17 protein-coding genes are annotated in these 19,532 nt (G+C 66.1%); 15 read left to right on the top strand and 2 right to left on the bottom strand.

Annotated features, from left to right (window positions below; genetic code table 11):
• The first annotated feature begins 58 nt into the window (after positions 1-58).
• The 12 genes from dnaN to AC07NF_RS13820 all read left to right on the top strand — a co-directional run bounded on the left by dnaN (position 59) and on the right by AC07NF_RS13820 (position 15,676).
• Positions 59-1,177 carry a DNA polymerase III subunit beta gene (gene dnaN / locus AC07NF_RS13765; RefSeq protein WP_492815814.1) on the top strand — a complete coding sequence of 373 codons (1,119 nt, stop codon included), beginning with the start codon at positions 59-61 and terminating at the stop codon, positions 1,175-1,177.
• 65 nt (positions 1,178-1,242) lie between these two features.
• A complete protein-coding gene (locus tag AC07NF_RS13770) occupies positions 1,243-3,177 on the top strand; it encodes a S9 family peptidase (protein ID WP_494626677.1) in 1,935 nt (644 codons plus the stop codon).
• Between the two features lie 25 nt (positions 3,178-3,202).
• Positions 3,203-3,490: an ArsR/SmtB family transcription factor gene (locus AC07NF_RS13775; protein ID WP_454713683.1), complete on the top strand. Its 288-nt coding sequence runs from the start codon at positions 3,203-3,205 to the stop codon at positions 3,488-3,490.
• 76 nt (positions 3,491-3,566) lie between these two features.
• Entirely contained in the window at positions 3,567-3,938 is a 372-nt protein-coding gene (locus AC07NF_RS13780) for a VOC family protein (protein WP_454758325.1), read from the top strand.
• A gap of 84 nt (positions 3,939-4,022) precedes the next feature.
• Positions 4,023-4,178: a hypothetical protein gene (locus tag AC07NF_RS13785; protein ID WP_494626680.1), complete on the top strand. Its 156-nt coding sequence runs from the start codon at positions 4,023-4,025 to the stop codon at positions 4,176-4,178.
• Positions 4,179-4,221: 43 nt separating this feature from the next.
• Positions 4,222-5,385 (top strand): DNA replication/repair protein RecF, encoded by a 1,164-nt coding sequence (recF, locus tag AC07NF_RS13790; RefSeq protein WP_494626682.1) that lies wholly within the window; start codon positions 4,222-4,224, stop codon positions 5,383-5,385.
• Positions 5,382-7,844, top strand: a complete 2,463-nt coding sequence (gene gyrB, locus AC07NF_RS13795) for a DNA topoisomerase (ATP-hydrolyzing) subunit B (protein WP_492815809.1) — start codon at positions 5,382-5,384, stop codon at positions 7,842-7,844. Before recF ends, gyrB begins: the two co-directional genes overlap by 4 nt.
• Before the next feature lie 226 nt (positions 7,845-8,070).
• Complete coding sequence (locus tag AC07NF_RS13800; RefSeq protein ID WP_494626685.1) at positions 8,071-9,138, top strand: PDC sensor domain-containing protein; 1,068 nt, start codon at positions 8,071-8,073, stop codon at positions 9,136-9,138.
• Between the two features lie 373 nt (positions 9,139-9,511).
• Positions 9,512-10,108 carry a hypothetical protein gene (locus AC07NF_RS13805; protein WP_494626687.1) on the top strand — a complete coding sequence of 199 codons (597 nt, stop codon included), beginning with the start codon at positions 9,512-9,514 and terminating at the stop codon, positions 10,106-10,108.
• 71 nt (positions 10,109-10,179) lie between these two features.
• A complete protein-coding gene (locus AC07NF_RS13810) occupies positions 10,180-11,466 on the top strand; it encodes an outer membrane beta-barrel protein (protein ID WP_494626689.1) in 1,287 nt (428 codons plus the stop codon).
• A 57-nt stretch (positions 11,467-11,523) separates the two neighbouring features.
• On the top strand, positions 11,524-13,743 hold the full coding sequence (locus tag AC07NF_RS13815) for a GumC family protein (RefSeq protein WP_494626691.1): 2,220 nt from the start codon (positions 11,524-11,526) through the stop codon (positions 13,741-13,743).
• 52 nt (positions 13,744-13,795) lie between these two features.
• Entirely contained in the window at positions 13,796-15,676 is a 1,881-nt protein-coding gene (locus AC07NF_RS13820; protein ID WP_494626693.1) for an O-antigen ligase family protein, read from the top strand.
• Between the two features lie 15 nt (positions 15,677-15,691).
• On the opposite strand, the gene AC07NF_RS13825 is transcribed toward AC07NF_RS13820, so the two are convergent.
• The gene (locus AC07NF_RS13825) at positions 15,692-16,345 is read right to left on the bottom strand and encodes a sugar transferase (RefSeq protein WP_494626695.1); all 654 of its coding nucleotides are present in this window, start codon (positions 16,343-16,345) and stop codon (positions 15,692-15,694) included.
• Between the two features lie 200 nt (positions 16,346-16,545).
• On the opposite strand from AC07NF_RS13825, the gene AC07NF_RS13830 reads away from it, so the two are divergent.
• Positions 16,546-16,698, top strand: a complete 153-nt coding sequence (locus tag AC07NF_RS13830) for a hypothetical protein (RefSeq protein ID WP_291874755.1) — start codon at positions 16,546-16,548, stop codon at positions 16,696-16,698.
• A 200-nt stretch (positions 16,699-16,898) separates the two neighbouring features.
• Here the strand turns inward: AC07NF_RS13830 and AC07NF_RS13835 are convergent, their stop codons facing one another.
• Positions 16,899-17,738, bottom strand: a complete 840-nt coding sequence (locus AC07NF_RS13835) for a transglutaminase-like cysteine peptidase (protein WP_494626697.1) — start codon at positions 17,736-17,738, stop codon at positions 16,899-16,901.
• A 261-nt stretch (positions 17,739-17,999) separates the two neighbouring features.
• Here AC07NF_RS13835 and AC07NF_RS13840 point away from each other — a divergent pair, with 261 nt between their 5' ends.
• Together AC07NF_RS13840 and AC07NF_RS13845 are read left to right on the top strand one after the other, a co-directional pair.
• Positions 18,000-18,788, top strand: coding sequence for a metallophosphoesterase family protein (locus AC07NF_RS13840; protein ID WP_492815801.1), 789 nt, complete (start codon positions 18,000-18,002; stop codon positions 18,786-18,788).
• An 87-nt stretch (positions 18,789-18,875) separates the two neighbouring features.
• Positions 18,876-19,475, top strand: a complete 600-nt coding sequence (locus tag AC07NF_RS13845; protein WP_494626699.1) for a polysaccharide biosynthesis/export family protein — start codon at positions 18,876-18,878, stop codon at positions 19,473-19,475.
• Positions 19,476-19,532 lie beyond the last annotated feature (57 nt).

Raw genomic sequence — 19,532 nt, forward strand, 5'->3', positions numbered from 1 at the left:
CATTCTCAACGGGGGTAGCGGTCGATTCCATCGACCGACCGCGCGATCTGGACCGACTATGAAGCTTACCATCGAACGGGCGGCGCTCCTGAAGGCGCTGGGTCACGTGCAGAGCGTCGTCGAGCGCCGCAACACCATCCCGATTCTGTCGAACATCCTGCTGTCCGCCGAAGGCGACCGCCTGGCGTTCTCGGCGACCGATCTGGATATGGAGATCATCGACGAGGGCTTCGCCCAGATCGACGTCCCGGGCCAGATCACGGCCCCGGCCCACACCTTGTACGAGATCGTCCGCAAGCTGCCCGACGGCGCCGACGTCTCGCTGACCTTCAGCGGTGATGACCCTCGCCTGGTGATCCAGGCCGGCCGCTCGCGCTTCAACCTGCCGGTGCTGCCGGCGGGCGACTTCCCGGTGATGAGCAGCGACGGCCTGTCGGGCCGCATCGCGGTCGACACCAACGAGCTGATCCGCCTGATCGACAAGACCCGCTTCGCCATCTCGACCGAAGAGACCCGCTACTATCTGAACGGTCTCTATATCCACACGGTCAACGAAGGCGGCGAGGCCAAGCTGCGCGCCGTGGCCACCGACGGTCACCGTCTGGCCCTGGCCGAGATGCCGGCGCCGGAAGGCGCGGCCGGCCTGCCGGGCGTGATCGTGCCGCGCAAGACCATCGCCGAAGCCCGTCGCCTGATGGAATCGGCCGGCGAGACGGTCGACGTCCAGCTGTCGCCGCAGAAGGTCCGTTTCGAATTCGGCGCGGCCGCCCTGACCTCCAAGGTCATCGATGGCGCCTTCCCGGATTATCTGCGCGTCATCCCGCGCGACAACGCCAAGATCCTGACCCTGGACAACGACCTGTTCGCCAAGGCCGTCGACCGCGTGGCCACCATCTCGGCCGAGAAAAGCCGTTCGGTGAAGCTGGCCGTCGAGCCGGGTCGCATCACCCTGACCGTCCGCAACATGGAAGCTGGCCAGGCCGTTGAAGAGGTCGAGGTCGACTACGACGGCGAGCCCTTCGAAATCGGCTTCAACGCCCGCTACCTGCTGGACGTCTGCGGCCAGATCGCCGGCCCGCAGGCCGAGTTCCGCTTCGCCGACCCGGCCTCGCCCACCCTGGTGGTCGATCCGGTCGATCCGGGCGTGAAGTACGTGCTGATGCCGCTGCGGGTCTGATCCCGCGCGTTCGACAACGAGAAGCGGGCGCCTTGGGCGCCCGTTTTGCTTTCGGGGGTTCATCGATGAAGAAGCTGCTCGCCGCCTCGGCCGCCGTCCTGGCCCTCGCCGCCGCCGTTCCCGCGCTCGCCCAGCAGGCGGTCGATCGCCGGGAGATGGGCAACCAGATCCTGGAGAACGTGCCGGTCGCGTCGCCGGCGATCCGTGAGAGCCTGTCGCGTTATCAGAACGCTCGCTCGGCGATGTTCGGCGACTGGGCGTCGGATGGCGGGGTCATCATCACGACCCGCTTTGGCAACACCAACCAGCTGCACACGGTCGCCGCGCCGGGCGCCGACCGCAGCCAGATCACCTTCTATGACGAGCCGGTCGGCGGCGCCCACACCCTGCCGGGCGGCCAGATCCTGTTCTCCAAGGACACCGGCGGCGACGAGTGGTTCCAGCTGTTCCTGCGCGGCCCTGACGGCAAGACCACGCAGCTGACCGAGACCGGCACCCGCAACGGCTCGCCGGCCTGGTCCAAGGACGGCTCCATCCTGGTGTGGTCGCGCTCGACCAAGGGCTCGGGCGACTCCGACGTCCTGATGCGCGACGCCTCTGGCGCGACGAAGGTGATCTACAAGGGCCAGGGTCAGGTCTCGCCGCTGGCGGTGTCGGCCGACGGCAAGACGGTGCTGCTGGGCCGCTACTTCTCGATCTCGGAGTCCAAGCGCTGGCTGCTGGACGTCGCGACCGGCAAGCTGACCGAGCTGAACCCTAGCAAGACCAAGATCGCCTATGCGGGCGGCAAGTTCACGCCGGACGGCCGCAGCGTGCTGCTGCTGTCGGACGAAGGCTCTGACTTCCAGCGCCTGACCCAGATCGATCTGGCCACCGGCGCCAAGGTTATCCTTTCGGGTGAGCGTCCCTGGGATGTCGAGGACTTCGCCCTGTCCGACGACGGGCGGATTCTGGCCTATGTCGTCAACGAGGACGGCTATTCCAAGCTGGTCGTGCAGGACTTCCGTACCCGCCGCGCCCTGCCGCAGCCGGAGCTGCCGGCCGGTGTGGTCAGCGACATCGCCTTCTCGCCGGACGGTTCGAAGCTGGGCTTCAGCTTGGCCACCCCGACCGCCGCGAGCGACGCCTGGAGCTGGGGCGTCACCGACGCCAAGCTGGAACGCTGGACGGCCTCGGAGCTGGGCGGCTTGGACGCCAAGGCTTTGGTCAGCCCGACCCTGGTCCGCTACCCCTCGTTCGACAAGCGCTCGATCCCGGCGTTCATCTACAAGCCCAAGCTGGCGGCTGGCCAGCGGGCCCCGGTGATCATCGACATCCACGGCGGCCCGGAAGGCCAGTCGCGGCCGACCTTCAGCGCCCTGCACCAGCACACGGTGGCCGAGCTGGGCGCGGCGGTGATCGTCACCAACGTCCGCGGCTCGACCGGCTACGGCAAGACCTACCTCAATCTCGACAACGCCGAGAAGCGCGAGGACTCGGTCAAGGACATCGGCGCCCTGCTGGACTGGATCAAGACGCAGCCGGACCTGGATCCCTCGCGGGTCGTGGTCTACGGCCAGTCGTATGGCGGCTACATGTCGCTGGCCGTGATGACCCACTATTCCGACCGCCTGGCCGGCGGCGTCGAGCGCTACGGCATCAGCAACTTCGTCTCGTTCCTGCAGAACACCGAGGCCTATCGCCGCGACCTGCGTCGCGTCGAATATGGCGACGAGCGCGACCCGAAGATGCTGAAGGCCTTCGAGACGATCTCGCCGATGAACAATGTGGGCAAGATCACCAAGCCGATGCTGGTCATGCAGGGCTGGAACGATCCCCGCGTGCCCAAGTCCGAGTCCGACCAGGTCGTCGCCAAGCTGCGTAGCCAGGGCATCGAGACCTGGTACGTTCAGTTCAAGGACGAAGGCCACGGCTTCCTGAAGAAAGCCAACAACGACCGCCGCCGCGAGGTCGAAACTCAGTTCCTGCAGAAGGTGCTGGGAATTTCCTTGGCAAAATAGGTGTTTAGCAGGCATGCTTAGCCGTATGGATAAGCATGCCGCCGCCCTCGACGACACCTTCCTGGCGCTGGCCGATCCCACGCGGCGGGCCATTCTGAGCCGGCTTGGCCAAGGGCCCGCCAGTGTCGGCGAACTGGCCGCGCCGCATGGCATGGCCCTGACCTCGTTCATGAAGCACCTGAAGATCCTGGAGCGCTCCGGCTGGATCACCAGCGCCAAGGCCGGGCGTGTACGGACCTGCGCGATCGTCACCGACCGTTTCGCCGATGTCGGCGCCTGGGTCTACGGGCACCGATCGCTCTGGGAGCGATGACGCTTACGCAAGGGTCATATTGCGGAGGCTCATAAGGGCGCTAAGGTCCGTTTCATTAAGAAACGGGAGGCGGCTCATGGCCAAGGTGAACTATGTGACGGTCGGCTCGAACGACCTGGAGAAGGCCAAGGCCTTCTACGACGGCCTGCTGGGCTCGATCGGCTACAAGCCGCTGTTCGAGCATCCGTCAGGCGGCCGCCTCTATCGCGGCGACGGCTGCATGTTCGGGGTGCTGGGTCCGTTCGACGGCAATCCGGCCTGCATCGGCAACGGCATGATGGGCGGCTTCGCCTTCGACACCGTCGAAGAGGTCGACGCCTTTCATGCCAAGGCGATCGAGCTGGGCGGCAAGGATGAAGGCCAGCCGGGCGCGCGGATGCCCAAGGCCTATTTCGCCTATTTCCGCGATCTGGATGGCAACAAGCTCTGCGGCTACAAGATCGGCTGAGCCAGCGCGCTTTTCGCCCCGATCCGGGCCCTTTCCGGCCAAGTTCGGGGCGCATCCCCGACGCTTCTGGACATGGAGGCGCGCATGCGCATCGCCTGGGAACGCGTCGCGACGGTGATGGTCAGTGTCGGACTCTGGACCGTGCTGCTGTTAGGCGGGCGGCACGCCCTGCACTTAGCTCGCGGTGAGTTCCACACCTTGGTGCATCTGGCGCTGAAGCGACGTAGCGGGTTCGCCTGAAGTCCGGGGGCTGCGCATCGCCGACGAAGTGCTATTAGGCGGCATGGCGTCGGCCGCTTTGCTTTCCCTGACCCTGACGGACTTCCGCTCGTACGAGCGCGCTCGCCTCGAGACCGAGGGGCGCAGCGTCTACCTGTTCGGGGCCAACGGGGCCGGCAAGACCAATCTCCTGGAAGCAATCAGCCTGCTGACTCCCGGCAAGGGCCTGCGCGGGGCCAGCATGGCCGAGGTCGGCCGCCGGATGCCCGGCGAGGCCGTGGGGCGCGCCTGGGCCGTCGCCGCCGAGGTCGAGAGTGGGGATGACGCCCCGATCCGCATCGGCACCGGCGTGGAGCAGGGCGGGGCCGCCCGTCGCACCGTCCGCATCGAGGGCGAGACTGTTTCTCCCGGACGTTTGGCCGACCATGTGCGACCGATCTGGCTGACCCCGGCCCAGGATCGGCTGTTCCTGGAGGCCGCCTCTGAGCGCCGGCGGTTCTTCGACCGCCTGGTGTTCGCCGGCGAACCGTCCCACGCCGCCAACGCCAACGCCTATGACAAGGCCCAGCGCGAGCGCATGCGCCTGCTGACCGACGCGGCCGAGGCCGGCGTCGCGCCCGACGCCACCTGGCTAAACGCCCTGGAGGCCCGCCTGGCCGAGAGCGGGGCCCTGATGTCCCAGGCTCGCGCCCGGACGCTTTCCGCGCTCCAGGGCGAGATCGACGGCCGGGGCGACCGCCCATTCCCGCAGGCGCGCCTGACCCTGACCGGCGAATGGGAGAAAATGGCGCTGGACGGGGTTCCTTTCGCCGAAATCGAGGAAAGGTTAGCCGCCGCGCTCAGTGTTGCGCGAGCCCGCGATGGGGCCGCCGGACGGGCCCTGACCGGTCCTCACCGCGGCGATCTGGCCATCTTCCACGTCGAGAAGGACCGTCCGGCGGCGGAATGCTCGACCGGAGAGCAAAAAGCGCTGATTTTGAACCTGGTTTTGGCCCAGGCGGCGCGACTTTCGCGTGCCGAATCCGCGCCGAATCCTGTAATATTGCTCGACGAAGTCGCCGCGCATCTCGACCTTACCCGTCGGGCCGCCTTGGCCGATGAACTCACGGCGCTCAAGCTCCAGGCCTTCCTCACCGGCACGGACGAGTCGCTGTTCGACCATCTCAAGGGTCGGGCATTAGGCGTTCGCGTGGGCGATGCCGGCCTGACCATCCTGGAAGACGAATGACCGAGAACACCGAAGACCAAGTTCCCGAAGTGTCGGCCGAGATGACCACCGAGGAAGCCGCCGCCCAGTACGGCGCGGACTCGATCAAGGTGCTGAAGGGCCTGGACGCCGTCCGCAAGCGCCCCGGCATGTACATCGGCGACACCGACGACGGTTCGGGCCTGCACCACATGGTCTACGAGGTGGTCGACAACGCCATCGACGAGGCCCTGGCCGGCCACGCCACCAAGGTCCAGGTGATCCTGAACGCCGACGGCTCGGTGACGGTCACTGATGACGGTCGCGGCATCCCTGTCGACATGCACGAGGGCGAAGGCGTCTCGGCGGCCGAGGTCATCATGACCCAGTTGCACGCCGGCGGTAAGTTCGACCAGAACAGCTACAAGGTCTCGGGCGGCCTGCACGGCGTGGGCGTCTCGGTCGTCAACGCCCTGTCGGACTGGCTGGAACTGCTGATCCACCGCAATGGCAAGGTCCACCAGATGCGCTTCGAGCGCGGCGACGCGGTGACCTCGCTGAAGGTCACGGGCGACTCGCCGGTGCGCGAGGAAGGCCCCAAGGCCGGCGAGACCCTGACCGGCACGGAAGTGACCTTCTATCCGTCGACGGACACCTTCGCGTTCATCGAATTCGACCGGAAGACCCTGGAGCACCGCCTGCGCGAGCTGGCGTTCCTGAACTCGGGCGTGACGATCTGGTTCAAGGATCACCGCGACGCCGAGCCGTGGGAAGAAAAGCTGTTCTACGAGGGCGGCATCGAGGCCTTCGTCCGCCACCTGGACAAGGCCAAGACTCCGCTGCTGAAGGCCCCGATCGCGGTGCGCGGCGTCAAGGACAAGGTCGAGATCGATCTCGCCATGTGGTGGAACGACAGCTACCACGAGCAGATGCTGTGCTTCACCAACAACATTCCGCAGCGGGATGGCGGCACGCACCTTTCGGCCTTCCGCGCGGCCCTGACCCGGATCATCACCGGCTATGCCGAGAGCTCGGGCATCATGAAGAAGGAAAAGGTCAATCTGGGCGGCGAAGACGCCCGGGAAGGCCTGACCTGCGTGCTGTCGGTCAAGGTGCCGGACCCCAAGTTCAGCTCGCAGACCAAGGACAAGCTGGTCTCGTCGGAAGTGCGTCCGGCCGTGGAAAACCTGGTCTCGGAAGGCCTGGCGACCTGGTTCGAGGAGCATCCGAACGAAGCCAAGCAGATTGTCAGCAAGATCGCCGAGGCCGCGGCGGCCCGCGAAGCCGCCCGCAAGGCCCGCGAACTGACCCGCCGCAAGAGCGCGCTCGACATCACCAGCCTGCCCGGCAAGCTGGCCGACTGCTCCGAGCGCGACCCGGCCAAGTCCGAGATCTTCATCGTCGAGGGTGACTCGGCCGGCGGCTCGGCCAAGCAGGCCCGCAACCGCGACAACCAGGCCGTCTTGCCCCTGCGCGGCAAGATCCTGAACGTCGAGCGCGCGCGCTTCGACAAGATGCTGTCGTCGGACCAGATCGGCACGCTGATCACGGCGCTTGGCGCCGGCATCGGCCGCGACGACTTCAACCCGGACAAGGTGCGCTACCACAAGATCGTGCTGATGACCGACGCCGACGTCGACGGCGCTCACATCCGCACGCTGCTGCTGACCTTCTTCTACCGGCAGATGCCGCAACTGATCGAGCGCGGCTACATCTACATCGCCCAGCCGCCGCTCTACAAAGCCGCCAAGGGCAAGTCCTCGCGCTACCTGAAGGACGACACCGAGATGGACGCCTTCCTGGTGGACGAGGGCGTTGACGGGGCCGAGCTGGACCTGGTGTCGGGCGAGCGCATGACCGGTCAGGACCTGCTGGCCCTGGTGCAGCTGTGCCGTTCGGCCAAGGGCAATATCGACCGCCTGGCGGCCCGCGCGCCGGCCTCGGCCATCGAGCAGGCGGCCCTGGCCGGCCTGCTGGGCGAGACGCCGGACGCGACCGCCGCCGCCACGCGCCTGAACCTCTATAACGAGGAGGGCGACGGTCCCTGGTCGGGCGAGCGGGGCGACACTGGCTTCGTGTTCAGCCGTGTGCGTCGCGGCGTGTCCGAGCGCGTGGTGCTGGACGACGTGCTGCTGCACGCCGCCGACGCCCGCCGCCTGGCCGAGCGCGCCGTCAAGCTGGCCGAGATCTTCTCGGGCCGCGCCGTGTTCCGCCGCAAGGACAAGTCGACCACGGTCCGTGGCCCGCTCGACCTGGTCAACGCGGTGCTGGACGCCGGCCGGAAGGGCCTGACCATCCAGCGCTACAAGGGCCTGGGCGAGATGAACCCCGACCAGCTGTGGGAGACCACGCTGGACGTGGAAGCTCGCACCCTGCTGCAGGTGCGGGTGAATCATGCCGACGACGCCGACGACATGTTCAGCCGCCTGATGGGCGATCTGGTCGAGCCGCGCCGCGAGTTCATCCAGGAAAACGCCCTCGACGCCGAGGTCGACGTCTAGAACAGCGTTCTCTTCGCCGAAATCTTGAGCGCCGGGCGCCCGTTTTGCGGGCGTTCCGGCGCTTTTTCGTGTTTGAAGGGCCTTGCGGCTTGGGTGTGACCTGCGGTGTCATCGCGCGGCGATGACGAGGGCGTCATCTTGCGTGGATCGGGTCGATTCGCCCGAAAGTTTGCTTCGATCAGTTTTCGATCAGTTTTCGATCAGTTAGCGTGGGGGCGCGACAGGGATGGACCACGACGCCAGTCTCCGTCCGGAACGGATTCTCGATCTGTCGGAACGGCTCTCCAGCGTGGCCGGCGAAAAGATCGGCGAGATCGCCCGGGTCAATCGCGCGGCCAAGATGCTGTCGATCAACGCCCTGATCGTGGCCGCCCGCGCGGGCGAGGCCGGCAAGGGCTTCGCCATCGTCGCCGAAGAGTTCAAGAAGATCTCGACCGAGATCGACGCGGTGGCCGCCGCCCTGGACAGCCAGGTGCGCGCCGACCTCGACGAGCTGTCGGCCATCGGCGGGGCCATTCTGGGCCACATGCGCGGCCAGCGCCTGGCCGATCTCGCTTTGAACGCCATCGAGATCGTCGACCGCAATCTCTATGAGCGCACCTGCGACGTGCGGTGGTGGGCTACGGACTCGGCGGTGGTCGCCTGCCTGGCCGACGACGATGCGGGCGCGACCCGCTACGCCAGCGAGCGCCTGGGTGTGATCCTGGACGCCTATACGGTCTATCTCGACCTGTGGATCTGCGACGCCAAGGGACGGGTCGTCGCCAATGGGCGGCCCGGCAAGTATCCGGGCGTGGTCGGCCAGTCGGTCGCCGACGCCAAGTGGTTCCGGGACGGCATGCGAACGTCCACCGGCGATGACTTTGTGGCCTGCGACATCGAGAAGAGCCGCGCGCTGGGTGACGCCCCGGTCGCCACCTACGCCACCGCCATTCGCGAGGGCGGCCAGGCCAAGGGCAAGGTGCTGGGCGTGCTGGGCGTCCACTTCGACTGGCGACCCCAGGCCCAGGCCGTGGTCGACGGCGTGCGCCTGACGCCCGAGGAGCGCGAACGCTCGCGCGTCATGCTGCTGGACCAGAAGGGCCGAGTATTGGCCTCGTCCGACAATCAAGGGGTGCTCAGCGAAGTCTTTCCGCTGGATGTATCGGGGGGATCGATGGGCAGCTATGCGGATGGCGACGTCACGGTCGGCTATGCCCTGACTCCGGGCTACGAAACCTATGCGGGCCTAGGCTGGTACGGGTGTTTGGTGCAGCGCCAGCAAGTCTCCGCAGCGACTTCCGTGGCCGCCTAATCCTATTTCCGTTGAGTCTTAACCAAGCCGACTGCGAATTAATCGAACTATTTGGTCGCCTATAGCGCGAAATCGACCAGATTCGCAGCATTAACCACGGATTCTACGTGAGCGGCGTTGCCATACGCTGCCGTACATGGTTTTTTAGGCCTAACCAAACCGCCGATAAAACTCTGCGTATGGCCCACGGCGGGGCAGGCTCGTCATATTTCAAGTCTATAAGTCCGGTTGCGTTGTCTTATTCGCGCGAAGATTGCGGCGATGTGTGATCTTCAAGAGACGCTCTCGCCGAGAAATCGACGAAAAAGCGTAATCCGGGCTAGAGCATTCGTTTACGTTGTCCTAAAGGGACCCCGTTCAATTGGAGGGAGCAATGGCTTCTAACCGCGTTCGCGCTATCGCCATTAGCCTGGCCGTTGCGCTCGCCCCGATCGGCGCTGGCGCCGTCTGGGCTCAAAACACTCAAACCGCGCCGACGGCCCAAACGCTGCAGGCGACCATCCAGCAAGCCGCTGCTTCGGCCGCTGCTCAGCCGGGCTTCGCCCGTCTGTCGGCTTCGGCCAAGCTGGCCGCCATCCAGGCCGCCGTCTCGAACGCCCTGGCCGCGTCCGGCGCTTCGCCGGCCGTGATCAGCGCCGCTCTGGTGCAAGCCGTCGCCAGCGGCACGGTCAGCGCCGGTGTGGCCATCCAGGTCGCCGCGGGCGTGTCGGCGGAAGCGGCTCAGCAAGTCGCCTCGGCTCCGGCCGTGCAGCAACAACTGGCCCAGACTGGTCAATCGGCCACCGTCACGACGGCGGCGACCGACGGCGGCGGCGCGCCGAGCGTCCTGGTCAGCCTGCAAGGCGCGGCCTCGACGGCTACTGACGGCGGCGCCGCCGCTGGTGCTGGCGCCGGTGGTGCGAACACGGCTCCGCCTACGGCGCCGTACGATCCGTGCGCTGGCGTTGTCGCTGCCTACTGCGGCAGCTAAGCGACTAAGAACCCGGGGTGGACCGATGCGTCACGACGCGCGTCGGCCACCGCTTACTGGTGGGGATAATCATGAGAATTCTAACGTGCTCGGCCATCGCGGCCTGTATGGCGCTGAGCGCGCCACAACTTGCTCAGGCGCAAGATCTTGTTGGCTCGAACTTCAAGCGCGACAAGAACGTTTCCGTTCGTCAGCGCCCGCGCCCTGACTACGAAGCGACCGGCCAGAGGGCTGGCGGCTTTACGCTGTATCCGCGCGTGACCGTGGATCTTGAGCATAACGACAACATCTACGCTTCGGCGACCGGCAAGACCGATGACAACATCTGGCGCGTGAAGCCGGAACTGGCCGTCCGTTCGAACTGGTCGCGTCACGCGCTGGGCTTCTTCGCCGGCGGCAACGTCATCCGCTACTCGGACAAGGGTACGGAAGACGCCGAAGAATATACGCTGTCGGCCAACGGCCGCGTCGACATCTCGCGTGGCTCGAACATCACCGGTTCGGTCCAGACCCAGCACCTCGTTGAACCGCGTACGAATCCGACGGCTCCTTCGGCGGCTGCCGAGCCGGTTGAGTACGACCTGAACCAGGGCTCGATCGTCCTGACCAAGGAGTTCAACCGTCTGCGTCTGGTCGGCCGTGTCGAGGACAAGGACTACAACTACGACGACGTCCGTCGGACGGTTCCGCTCGCCGGGTCGAACATCATCGACCAGGACTTCCGTGACCGTAATGAACTGACCTACGGCGGTAAGGCCGAATACGCGGTCAGCCCCGATACGGCGCTTTATGTGTCGGCTACCGGCAACAAGCGCGACTATGACAACAAGGTCGCCGCTACGGATCGTACTTCGGACGGTTATGTGCTGGGCGTCGGCGCCAACTTCGACGTTTCCGAGCTGGTGCGTGGTGACGTCCTGGTCGGCTACATGAAGCAGTCGTACGACAATCCCGCTTTCGCCGACATCGACGGCTTCAGCGCCCAGGGCCGCCTCGAGTGGTTCCCGACCCAGCTGACGACGGTTGGCCTGAATGGCTCGCGCTCGATCGAGGAATCGACTGCGTTGGGCTCGCAAGGCTACATCTCGAACAACATCGGCGCGTCGATCGACCACGAATTGCTGCGGAATGTGCTGCTCTCGGCGGCCTACACCCACGGTAAGGACAATTACAAGGGCATCGATCGTAGCGACAAGCGTGACAACTTCTCGGCTACTGCAACCTATCTCCTGAACCGTCGTGTGGGCCTGTTCCTGACCTACAACTACCTGAAGCAGGACTCGACCGGCGCGGTCGGTCAGACCGGCGCCTCGTTCAAGGACAACAAGCTGATCGCTTCGGTCGCTCTGCAGTTCTAGTAACGACACCTATCACGTCCACGAAACGGCAAGGTTTGCCGGATACTGAGAGTACTTATGGACGGCTCCGGTTTTGAAACTTCGAACGCTCCGGTGAATGACACCGGAGCGTTGTCTTTTGACCTGAACATCGCGATCGCGACCTTCAGGCGACGCTTCCGGCTGTTCGCGGCCGTGGCTGTGGTGGTGTTCGCAGCCGTGGTGCTGTTCACCCTGCAGCAGACACCCAAATACACCGCCATGGCCCAGGTTATGCTGGACGTGCGGAAGGAACAGGTCACCGATATGAGCGCGGTGCTCTCGGGTTTGCCGGCGGACTCGTCCGTCGTCGACACCGAGGTCGAGGTGCTCAAGTCGCGCTCGCTGGCCAGCCGAGTCGTCAAGGACTTGAAGCTCGAGCAGGATCCGTACTTCAATCCCTACCTGGTGGACGCCAAGGGCGCTTCGGCCTGGCTGTCGTCGATCAAGAAGGCGGCGTCGCCGACCGCGACGATCGACCCGCTCGAGCTGCAGCGTCAGCGCGAACGGATCGTCGATAACGTACTGAGCGGCCTGAAGGTCCGCCGGGCGGGCATGACGTATCTGATTTCGGTGGAGTACACGCACACCGATCCGAAGCGCGCTTCGGAAGTGGCCAATGCATTCGCCAACCTCTACCTGACCGAACAGCTGGAGGCGAAGTTCGACGCGACCGCCAAGGCCAACGAGTGGCTGGACACCCGCGTGTCCGAACTGCGGGGCCAGGTGCAGGAAGCTGACGCCGCGGTCCAGCAGTACAAGATCGCCAACAACCTGCTCAGCGCCGAGGGGGCCACCCTCACCGAGCAGGAAATCTCCGGCCTGAACCAACAGCTGGCCCTCAGCCGCGCCTCGCAGGCCGAGACCGACGCCCGCCTGAACATCGCCCGCCAGCAACTGGCGCGGGGCAGCACCGGCGAAGACGTGGGCGAGTCCCTGAATTCGCCCGTCGTGCAGCAGTTGCGTCAGCAGCGCGCGACCAAGAGCGCCCAGGTCGCTGACCTCGCCGGTCGTTACGGCGACCGTCACCCGGACCTGCTGAAGGCCCGTCGCGAACTGGCCGATATCGACGGCCAGATCCAGGCGGAAATTCGTCGGATCATCTCGAACCTGGAAGCCCAGGCTCAGGTGGCCCGTCAGCGCACCGGCTCGGTGGCCTCCAGCGTTTCCGCCTCGCGCGGGACCCTCGCCGGCAACAACCGCGCCGCCATTGGCTTGGCCGAGCTGGAACGCAAGTCGCAGTCGGTCAAGACGCTGTACGAAAGCTTGCTGGCCCGCTTCAAGCAGACCACGGCCCAGGACGGCATCGAGCAGGCCGACGCCCGCGTGGTGTCGCCGGCCAAGATTCCGACCCGTCCCAGCTATCCCAAACCCTCGCTGAACCTGGCCCTCGGCCTGGTGCTGGCCTTGGGCGCGGGCCTCGCGGCGGTCGTGCTGGCCGAGATCCTGATGGCGGGCCTCTTCACCGAGGACGAAGTCGAGCGCCGTCTGGGCCTGCCTTATCTGGGCGCGGTCCCGAGCCTTGGCACCACGGTCGACGACTCCAAGACCCTGAAGGGCCTGACGCCGCCGGACTACCTGCTGGCCAAGCCGCTTTCCAGCTTCGCCGAAAGCCTGCGCAAGCTGCGTGCGTCGATCCTGTTCTCCAAGGTCGGCGAGCCGGTGAAGGTCATCGCGGTCACCTCGTCCCTTCCGGGCGAAGGTAAGACCACGACGACGTTCTCGCTGGCCCGCACCCTGGCGACCTCGGGCGCCAAGGTTATCGTGGTCGACTGCGACCTGCGCCAGAGCGCGATCAGTCAGTTCCTGAAGGAACCGGCTCCGGTCGGCCTGTTGGAGGTCCTGAACGGCGTCGCGACCCTGGATCAGGCGCTGATCACCGACGAGAGCGGCGCCCACATCCTGCCGCTGGCCAAGTCGGCCTACACGCCGCGTGACGTGCTCGGCTCGTCGGCCATGCATCGTCTGCTGCAGGAGTTGCGTAGCCGCTACGAGATCGTGCTGCTGGACACCGCGCCGCTGCTGGCCATCGCCGACACCCGCATCCTGGCGCCGCATGCCGACGCCGTGGTCATGCTGGTCCGTTGGAAGAAGACGCCAGTCAAAGCCGTGCAGTCGGCCCTGGGCCTGCTGCAAGGCACGCGGGCGTTCATCGCCGGCGTCGCCCTGACGCAGATGGACCTCAAGGCCCAGTCTCGCTACGGCTACGGCGACTCCTATTATTACTACGCCAACTATCGAAAGTACTATGCGGACTAGGACGCGGACGGGCGGGGGCGCGCCGTCGCCCGACGCTTCCAAGACACGCAAGTTGAAAGTTTCAGAGGGCGTCGCGATCGGCGCCCTCGTTACTTTGGTGCTGGCCGAAGTCGTCGCCTTCGGGGCCAGCGACGTGGCGGTGGCCGCCGTGTTTGGCGCCCTGCAAGCGGCCCTACTGCTGGGCCTGATGGCCTTCTGCGGTTGGGCGCGCAAGCTGCCCGGCAATCTCATCTCGATCTGGCCCAGCCTGATGTTCCTGGCCGTGCTGATCGCGGCGGCCTGGAGCCTGACCCCGTTCGGTCCCGGCGGCGCCCATCCGGTCTGGGCCTATGTCGGTCCGCACGGCGGTTCGATCACGGTCGACCGTTCGTCCCTGCTGCTGAATCTCCTGCGTCTGGTCGGCTTGGCCTGCCTATTCCTGGCCGCCCAGATCATCGGCGCGTCGGAGAGCCGCCGCCGGATCATGGTGTGGTGGCTGCTGCTGGGCCTGGGCGCCTATGCGGCCCTGGTCATGATCGACCATGTCAGCCTGCGCGGCGGCCGCCGCCTGATCGGCACCCTGCTCAGCCCGAACAGCGCCGGCACCCTGATGGGCGTCTGCGTGGTGTTCGGAGCGACCTTCTTTTCGCAAGCTCTGCAGCGGGCGGGTGGCTCGCTGCGCCTGGAGCGCCTGGGCCTGGACGCCAGCCTCAGCCTGGGCCTGACCGCCGTATTCGGTGTCGCCCTGGCCATGACGGCGTCGCGCGGCGGCATCTTCGCCACGGTCGTCGGCCTGACCGTCCTGCTGACCTGGCAGGTGATCGCCCAAGGCCGCAAGGCGCGAACCATCGCCATCATCGGCGGAGCGGCCGGCCTGCTGGTCGTCGTCGGAGTGGCCATGCGCAGCGCCGAGCTGACGGCCGCGCGCCTGGAAAGTCTCGACACAGACGTCGCCGTCCGACAGACGATCTTCGCGGCCCACTGGGAGGCCTTCAAGACCTCGCCGTGGTTCGGCTTTGGCCTGGGCTCGTTCCCGATCGTGAACCAACTCTTCACCAACACCGAGAACCTGGGTGTTCTGTTCGACGTCCGCGCCACCCACAACCTCTATCTGCAGTGGCTGGAGGAGGGCGGCATCGTCGGGGGCGTGTTCATGCTGGCCTGGCTGCTGGTCACGCTGTGGCGTGTCGGCGCGGAGGCGGTGAAGCCGGGCACGATCGGCGCCCTGGCTCGCGCCACGATCGCCGCGACGGTGGTGGTGCTGCTGCACGGCCTGTCGGACTTCGCCGTCCAGGTGCCGGCCCTGCAGGCCGTGTTCGCCGTCGGCCTGGGCGCGATGACCGCAACGGCCCCGCTGCGTCGTCGCAGTGCCAAGCCGACGGCGCCGTGGAGCACGATCGCCTTCGCAAGTTGCGCACTACTGGTCTCGGTCCTTGTCGCCATGCCCCTCGTCGCAGCGCGGTTCGGCGGTGACCTGTCGGCGATGCCGACGGCTTCGGCCGAGGTCCTGGCCACGAGCATCGAGGTCGGTCTGGTCCGCAACGCCGCCGACCCCGCCGCTAAAGCGCGGCTGGAAGCCCTCAGCCAGCGCGAAGTCGCCATGCGGCCGGGCTCGGGCTCGGCTTGGCTGCGCAAGGCGGCGGTGGACTTCCAGCGCAACGACGTTACTGCCGCCAACGAGGCGCTGGCGCGCTCGCTGTCGGTCGCGCCCCTGCAGGCCAGCCTGTTCATGAGCCGCGCCCGGCTTGCCTATGAGAACTGGCCGGCCTTGACCCCCGATGTGCGCCAGCAGGTCATGTACCAGGTCCGCGCCGAGTACGGGCGAGGGGGCGAGCGCCGTCTCATTGGTCTGGCCAACAGCCTCAAGAACCCGTCCGGTCGAATGGGCCTGGCCTTCCTGATCGTGGCCGAGCGCAATACCCGCGCCCTGGCCAAGCTCCAGCCGATCCAGTAGGCCGCCGAGAGCGGCCTAGTAGGCGTTGTCGGCGATCAGCAGGCTGGGAATGGTCAGCAGGACGATCTTGGCGTCCTTCAGGATCGACCAGGTCTGGATGTAGTCGATATCGGCCTCGACGCGCCGGCGCATGGCGTCGACCGTTTCGGTGCCGCCGCGCAAACCCTTGACCTGGGCCCAGCCGGTCAGGCCCGGACGCGCCTGGTAGCGGGCGTAATATTCCGGGATCCGCATGGCGTAGTAGTCGTCATGGGCGGCGGCGTGCGGGCGGGGGCCGACCAGCGACATGTCCCCCCGCAGCACGTTCAGGAGCTGCGGCAGCTCGTCGATGCTGGTGGCGCGCAGGATACGGCCGATGCGGGTGACGCGGTTGTCGCCACGCTGGGCCTGGACCAGGTCGGGCCCGTCCTCGCGGCAATGCATGGTGCGAAGTTTCAGGATCTGGAACCGCCCGCCGGCCAGGCCGCCACGGGTCTGACGGAAGAGGGCGGGGCCGGGCGACTCCAGCTTGATCAGCAGGGCCGCCAGCAGCAGCAGCGGGGCGAACAGGGCCAGCAGCAATGCCGAGGCGACGATGTCGAGCGTGCGCTTGCGCAAGTCCACGGCAACCGGGGGGAGCGGTCCGCTCAATCCTGGCGCGAGAAGTTCGGTATACGATCCCCCGTCCACCAGATGACCCTCGTATTTCCCCACCACGTCGCGGACTGGTTTCCAGTTCCGACCCCGCCACGCTAGCGCAAATGACTCACAGCGTCGCGGGGAAAAATCCACAACCGGCGGGCTGTATGCTTAACGTGTAATAGACTCTGTTTATTCAGGCGTCCTTATTTGTAGTGACGTTACATCGACGGCATCAGGAGTGCTGCTCGATGATCGACGCCAAGATGTCCTTCGCCCAGATTGAAGTCGCGCCGGCTACGCGGGGCAAGCGCTTGCCGCCCCTCGTGGGGCTGGGCCTGGGCGCCATGGTCTCGATCGGCCTGTGGGCCGGTCTGGCCCTGACGGTCTCGCACCTCTTCTAAGCTTTACGCTGGGCGGTTTCGCCGCCTGACAATATCGACTTTCGCGCCCGCTTCGGTTCCCCGAGGCGGGCGCGAACGCATTCAGAGATCCATGTCTTGGTGACCCGTCGGGCAACGAAAAGCCCCGGACCGCAGGTCCGGGGCGCTCGTCGTCGATCGGGGGAGCGATCGGCCAACGGTTTTGTTAGGCGTCGGTCTGATTAGACGGTGGTCCAGAGGGCGGTGCCCGGGACCTGACGCTGGACCCAGCGATAGTTGAGGTCTTCCCACGGCGTGGCCCAGGGGGTCAGGTTGTCCAGCACCATATCGCCGCCCTTCAGCGAGATCATCAGCACCGCGTGGCTTTCGCCGCGGGCGGTGACGGCGACGGCCAGCGACATGGCGGCTTCCGGAACGCCGGCCGCGATCAGGCGGCGGCGCTTTTCCAGGGCGTAGTCCTCGCAGTCGCCATACAGCTTGCCGTCGATCAGGCGCGGCAGCGACCAGTATTCGGGCATGCCGTACAGATCCAGGTCGCTGGCCTTCTTGACCTCGCGGTTCACCGTTTGGTTGACCAGGTTCAGCAGCTTCATCTGGTCGCGCTGGTCGCGGCCGCTCCAGGCCGACGGGGCCGGCTCGGCGGCGGCCATCTGTACCGGGGCGGTCTCGGCGTCCGAAGCCTTCAGGCTGGGCGCGCCGGCGGCGACGAAGTCCTCGACCTCGGCGACCACAACGGCCTGCAGGCCGTTAACGGAAACCAGATTCAGGCCGTCGTCCTCGGCCGCGTCGGCCTTCGCGGCTTCGAAGCGGTGCGGTGCGGCGACGCCGATCGACGAGGTCGGAGCGAAGGTGGCGCGCGGACCCAGGCCCATCAGGGCCAGCTGGCTGTTCGGCAAGCCGCAGGTCTCGGTGTCGCGACGGCACAGATCGGCAAAGCCCATCGGAGCCTGGACGCCCTCGCCACGCGGCTGGAACGGCATCGAGCCGGCCTGGGCGCTGACGCTGGTCATCATCGCGGCGGCGCTGATGAGTCCGATAACAATGTTGCGCGTGTTGAACATGCTGACCCCGCTGTGTTCGTGGGGTCACTATTCATTCGTGGGCCGAATTTGAGCTGAATTTAGATGGTTTAATTCAAATATTGAACCGTGGTTATTTCGGAATTAACTCAAATGACGACTAAATATACTTGGTAAATTGCAAGAAAAGGATCGTCCTAAATTGCAGGTTAACGCTCGAGGCCATCATTGAACCGCGCCGCTACCTGGGGCAAAATCAAAGGGTTCAAGTCCTGGCGCCCTGTCGCCGACCCGGCGAGTGCAATGTTCAAATCCCTGTTCCGTCCCAAGCAGCAACCCCGCCGCGCCTCGTCCACCGAGGGCCGTGTGGTTTACGCCGTGGGTGACGTTCACGGGCGGCTCGACCTGCTGGACGGCCTGATCGAGCGGATGACCGAGGACTATCGCGCCATGGGTCGTCAGGACCCGCCGGTGCTGGTGATGCTGGGCGACTATGTCGATCGTGGCGCCCAGTCGTCGCAGGTGATCGAACGCCTGATCTTGCTGAAGGCGCAAGGCGCCGAGGGCCGCTTCGAGTTCCGCGCCCTGATGGGCAATCACGAAGAGACGCTGCTGCACTTCCTGGACGACCCGATGGCCGGGCCGTCCTGGGTGGAATACGGCGGCGGCGAGACCATGGCCTCGTACGGCGTCCAGCGTCCGGTCGGCCGGGCCGAGGCCGAGGTGTGGGAGCAGACCCGCCAGGCCTTCCGCGCCGCCTTCCCGCCGGCCCATGAGATGTTCCTCAAGCAGCTGGAGCTGCTGGTCGTCTATGGCGACTACGTCTTCGTCCACGCCGGCGTTAAGCCCGGCCTGCCGCTGGATCGGCAGGTGGCCGCCGACCTGCTGTGGATCCGCAATGAATTCCTCGACAACCCGCATGGCTTGAAGGCCACGGTGGTCCACGGCCATACGCCCACCGAAGAGGTGTTCGTCGGCCGTCAACGGATCAATGTCGACACGGGCGCCTATGCGACTGGCGTCCTGACCGCCGTTAGACTTGATGGCGGTGAGCCGAAGATCATTCAGTTCAGTAAAGCACGCGGGACCTGAGACTTCGTCTTGTTCATCTCGCGGTCACGTGCGATGTGGCATTTCAGATCCCAGGATCGACAAGTCTCTAAGGTGAGAAACTTCGCCATGATCGGTGTTTCGAAATTCTCGCGCGCCCTCGCGATGCTGGCGCTCGGCGTCTGCATGATGGTCGGTGGGCTGGGCGGCGTCGCGCATGCCCAGCAGGCGGCGATCGGCAATACGCCGGTCAGCGCCGCCGCGCAGCCGGCGGACTACGTGCTCGGCTCGGCCGACAAGGTGCGGGTGACGGTGTACGGCGAGCCCTCGCTGTCGGGCGAGTTCTTCATCTCGGGCAGCGGCGTGATGTCCCTGCCCCTGATCGGCGAGATCAAGGCCGGCGGCATGACCCTGGGCCAGTTCCAGACGGCCGTGCAGAAGTCTCTCAGCGACGGCTACCTGAAGGATCCGCGCGTCAGCGCCGAGGTCCTGACCTTCCGCCCGTTCTACATCCTGGGCGAGGTCGAGAAGCCGGGCACCTATCCCTACACCGCCGGCCTGACCGTGCTGAACGCCGTGGCCACCGCCGGCGGCTTCACCTACCGCGCCGACAAGAAGAACGTCTGGATCAAGCACAACGGTGAGACCACCGAGCAGAAGTCCGAACTGACCCCCTCGATCGTGGTCGCCCCGGGCGACACCATCCGCCTGGGCGAGCGCTTCTTCTAGGAAAGACCCGCAACGACGGTGCGAAACGAGGCCCGGCGGATCCCGCCGGGCCTTTTT

It is taken from the genome of Caulobacter sp. GW821-FHT10A06, assembly GCF_059415805.1.

Excerpts from the sequence above, each read along its gene's own strand:
- AC07NF_RS13770 (WP_494626677.1), top strand. The coding sequence starts at position 1,243 with ATGAAGAAGCTGCTCGCCGCCTCGGCCGCCGTCCTGGCCCTCGCCGCC.
- AC07NF_RS13800 (WP_494626685.1), top strand. The coding sequence starts at position 8,071 with ATGGACCACGACGCCAGTCTCCGTCCGGAACGGATTCTCGATCTGTCG.
- AC07NF_RS13785 (WP_494626680.1), top strand. The coding sequence starts at position 4,023 with ATGCGCATCGCCTGGGAACGCGTCGCGACGGTGATGGTCAGTGTCGGA.
- dnaN (WP_492815814.1), top strand. The coding sequence starts at position 59 with ATGAAGCTTACCATCGAACGGGCGGCGCTCCTGAAGGCGCTGGGTCAC.
- recF (WP_494626682.1), top strand. The coding sequence starts at position 4,222 with ATGGCGTCGGCCGCTTTGCTTTCCCTGACCCTGACGGACTTCCGCTCG.
- AC07NF_RS13830 (WP_291874755.1), top strand. The coding sequence starts at position 16,546 with ATGATCGACGCCAAGATGTCCTTCGCCCAGATTGAAGTCGCGCCGGCT.
- AC07NF_RS13815 (WP_494626691.1), top strand. The coding sequence starts at position 11,524 with ATGGACGGCTCCGGTTTTGAAACTTCGAACGCTCCGGTGAATGACACC.
- AC07NF_RS13810 (WP_494626689.1), top strand. The coding sequence starts at position 10,180 with ATGAGAATTCTAACGTGCTCGGCCATCGCGGCCTGTATGGCGCTGAGC.
- AC07NF_RS13835 (WP_494626697.1), bottom strand. The coding sequence starts at position 17,738 with ATGTTCAACACGCGCAACATTGTTATCGGACTCATCAGCGCCGCCGCG.
- AC07NF_RS13805 (WP_494626687.1), top strand. The coding sequence starts at position 9,512 with ATGGCTTCTAACCGCGTTCGCGCTATCGCCATTAGCCTGGCCGTTGCG.
- gyrB (WP_492815809.1), top strand. The coding sequence starts at position 5,382 with ATGACCGAGAACACCGAAGACCAAGTTCCCGAAGTGTCGGCCGAGATG.
- AC07NF_RS13840 (WP_492815801.1), top strand. The coding sequence starts at position 18,000 with ATGTTCAAATCCCTGTTCCGTCCCAAGCAGCAACCCCGCCGCGCCTCG.
- AC07NF_RS13845 (WP_494626699.1), top strand. The coding sequence starts at position 18,876 with ATGATCGGTGTTTCGAAATTCTCGCGCGCCCTCGCGATGCTGGCGCTC.
- AC07NF_RS13780 (WP_454758325.1), top strand. The coding sequence starts at position 3,567 with ATGGCCAAGGTGAACTATGTGACGGTCGGCTCGAACGACCTGGAGAAG.
- AC07NF_RS13775 (WP_454713683.1), top strand. The coding sequence starts at position 3,203 with ATGGATAAGCATGCCGCCGCCCTCGACGACACCTTCCTGGCGCTGGCC.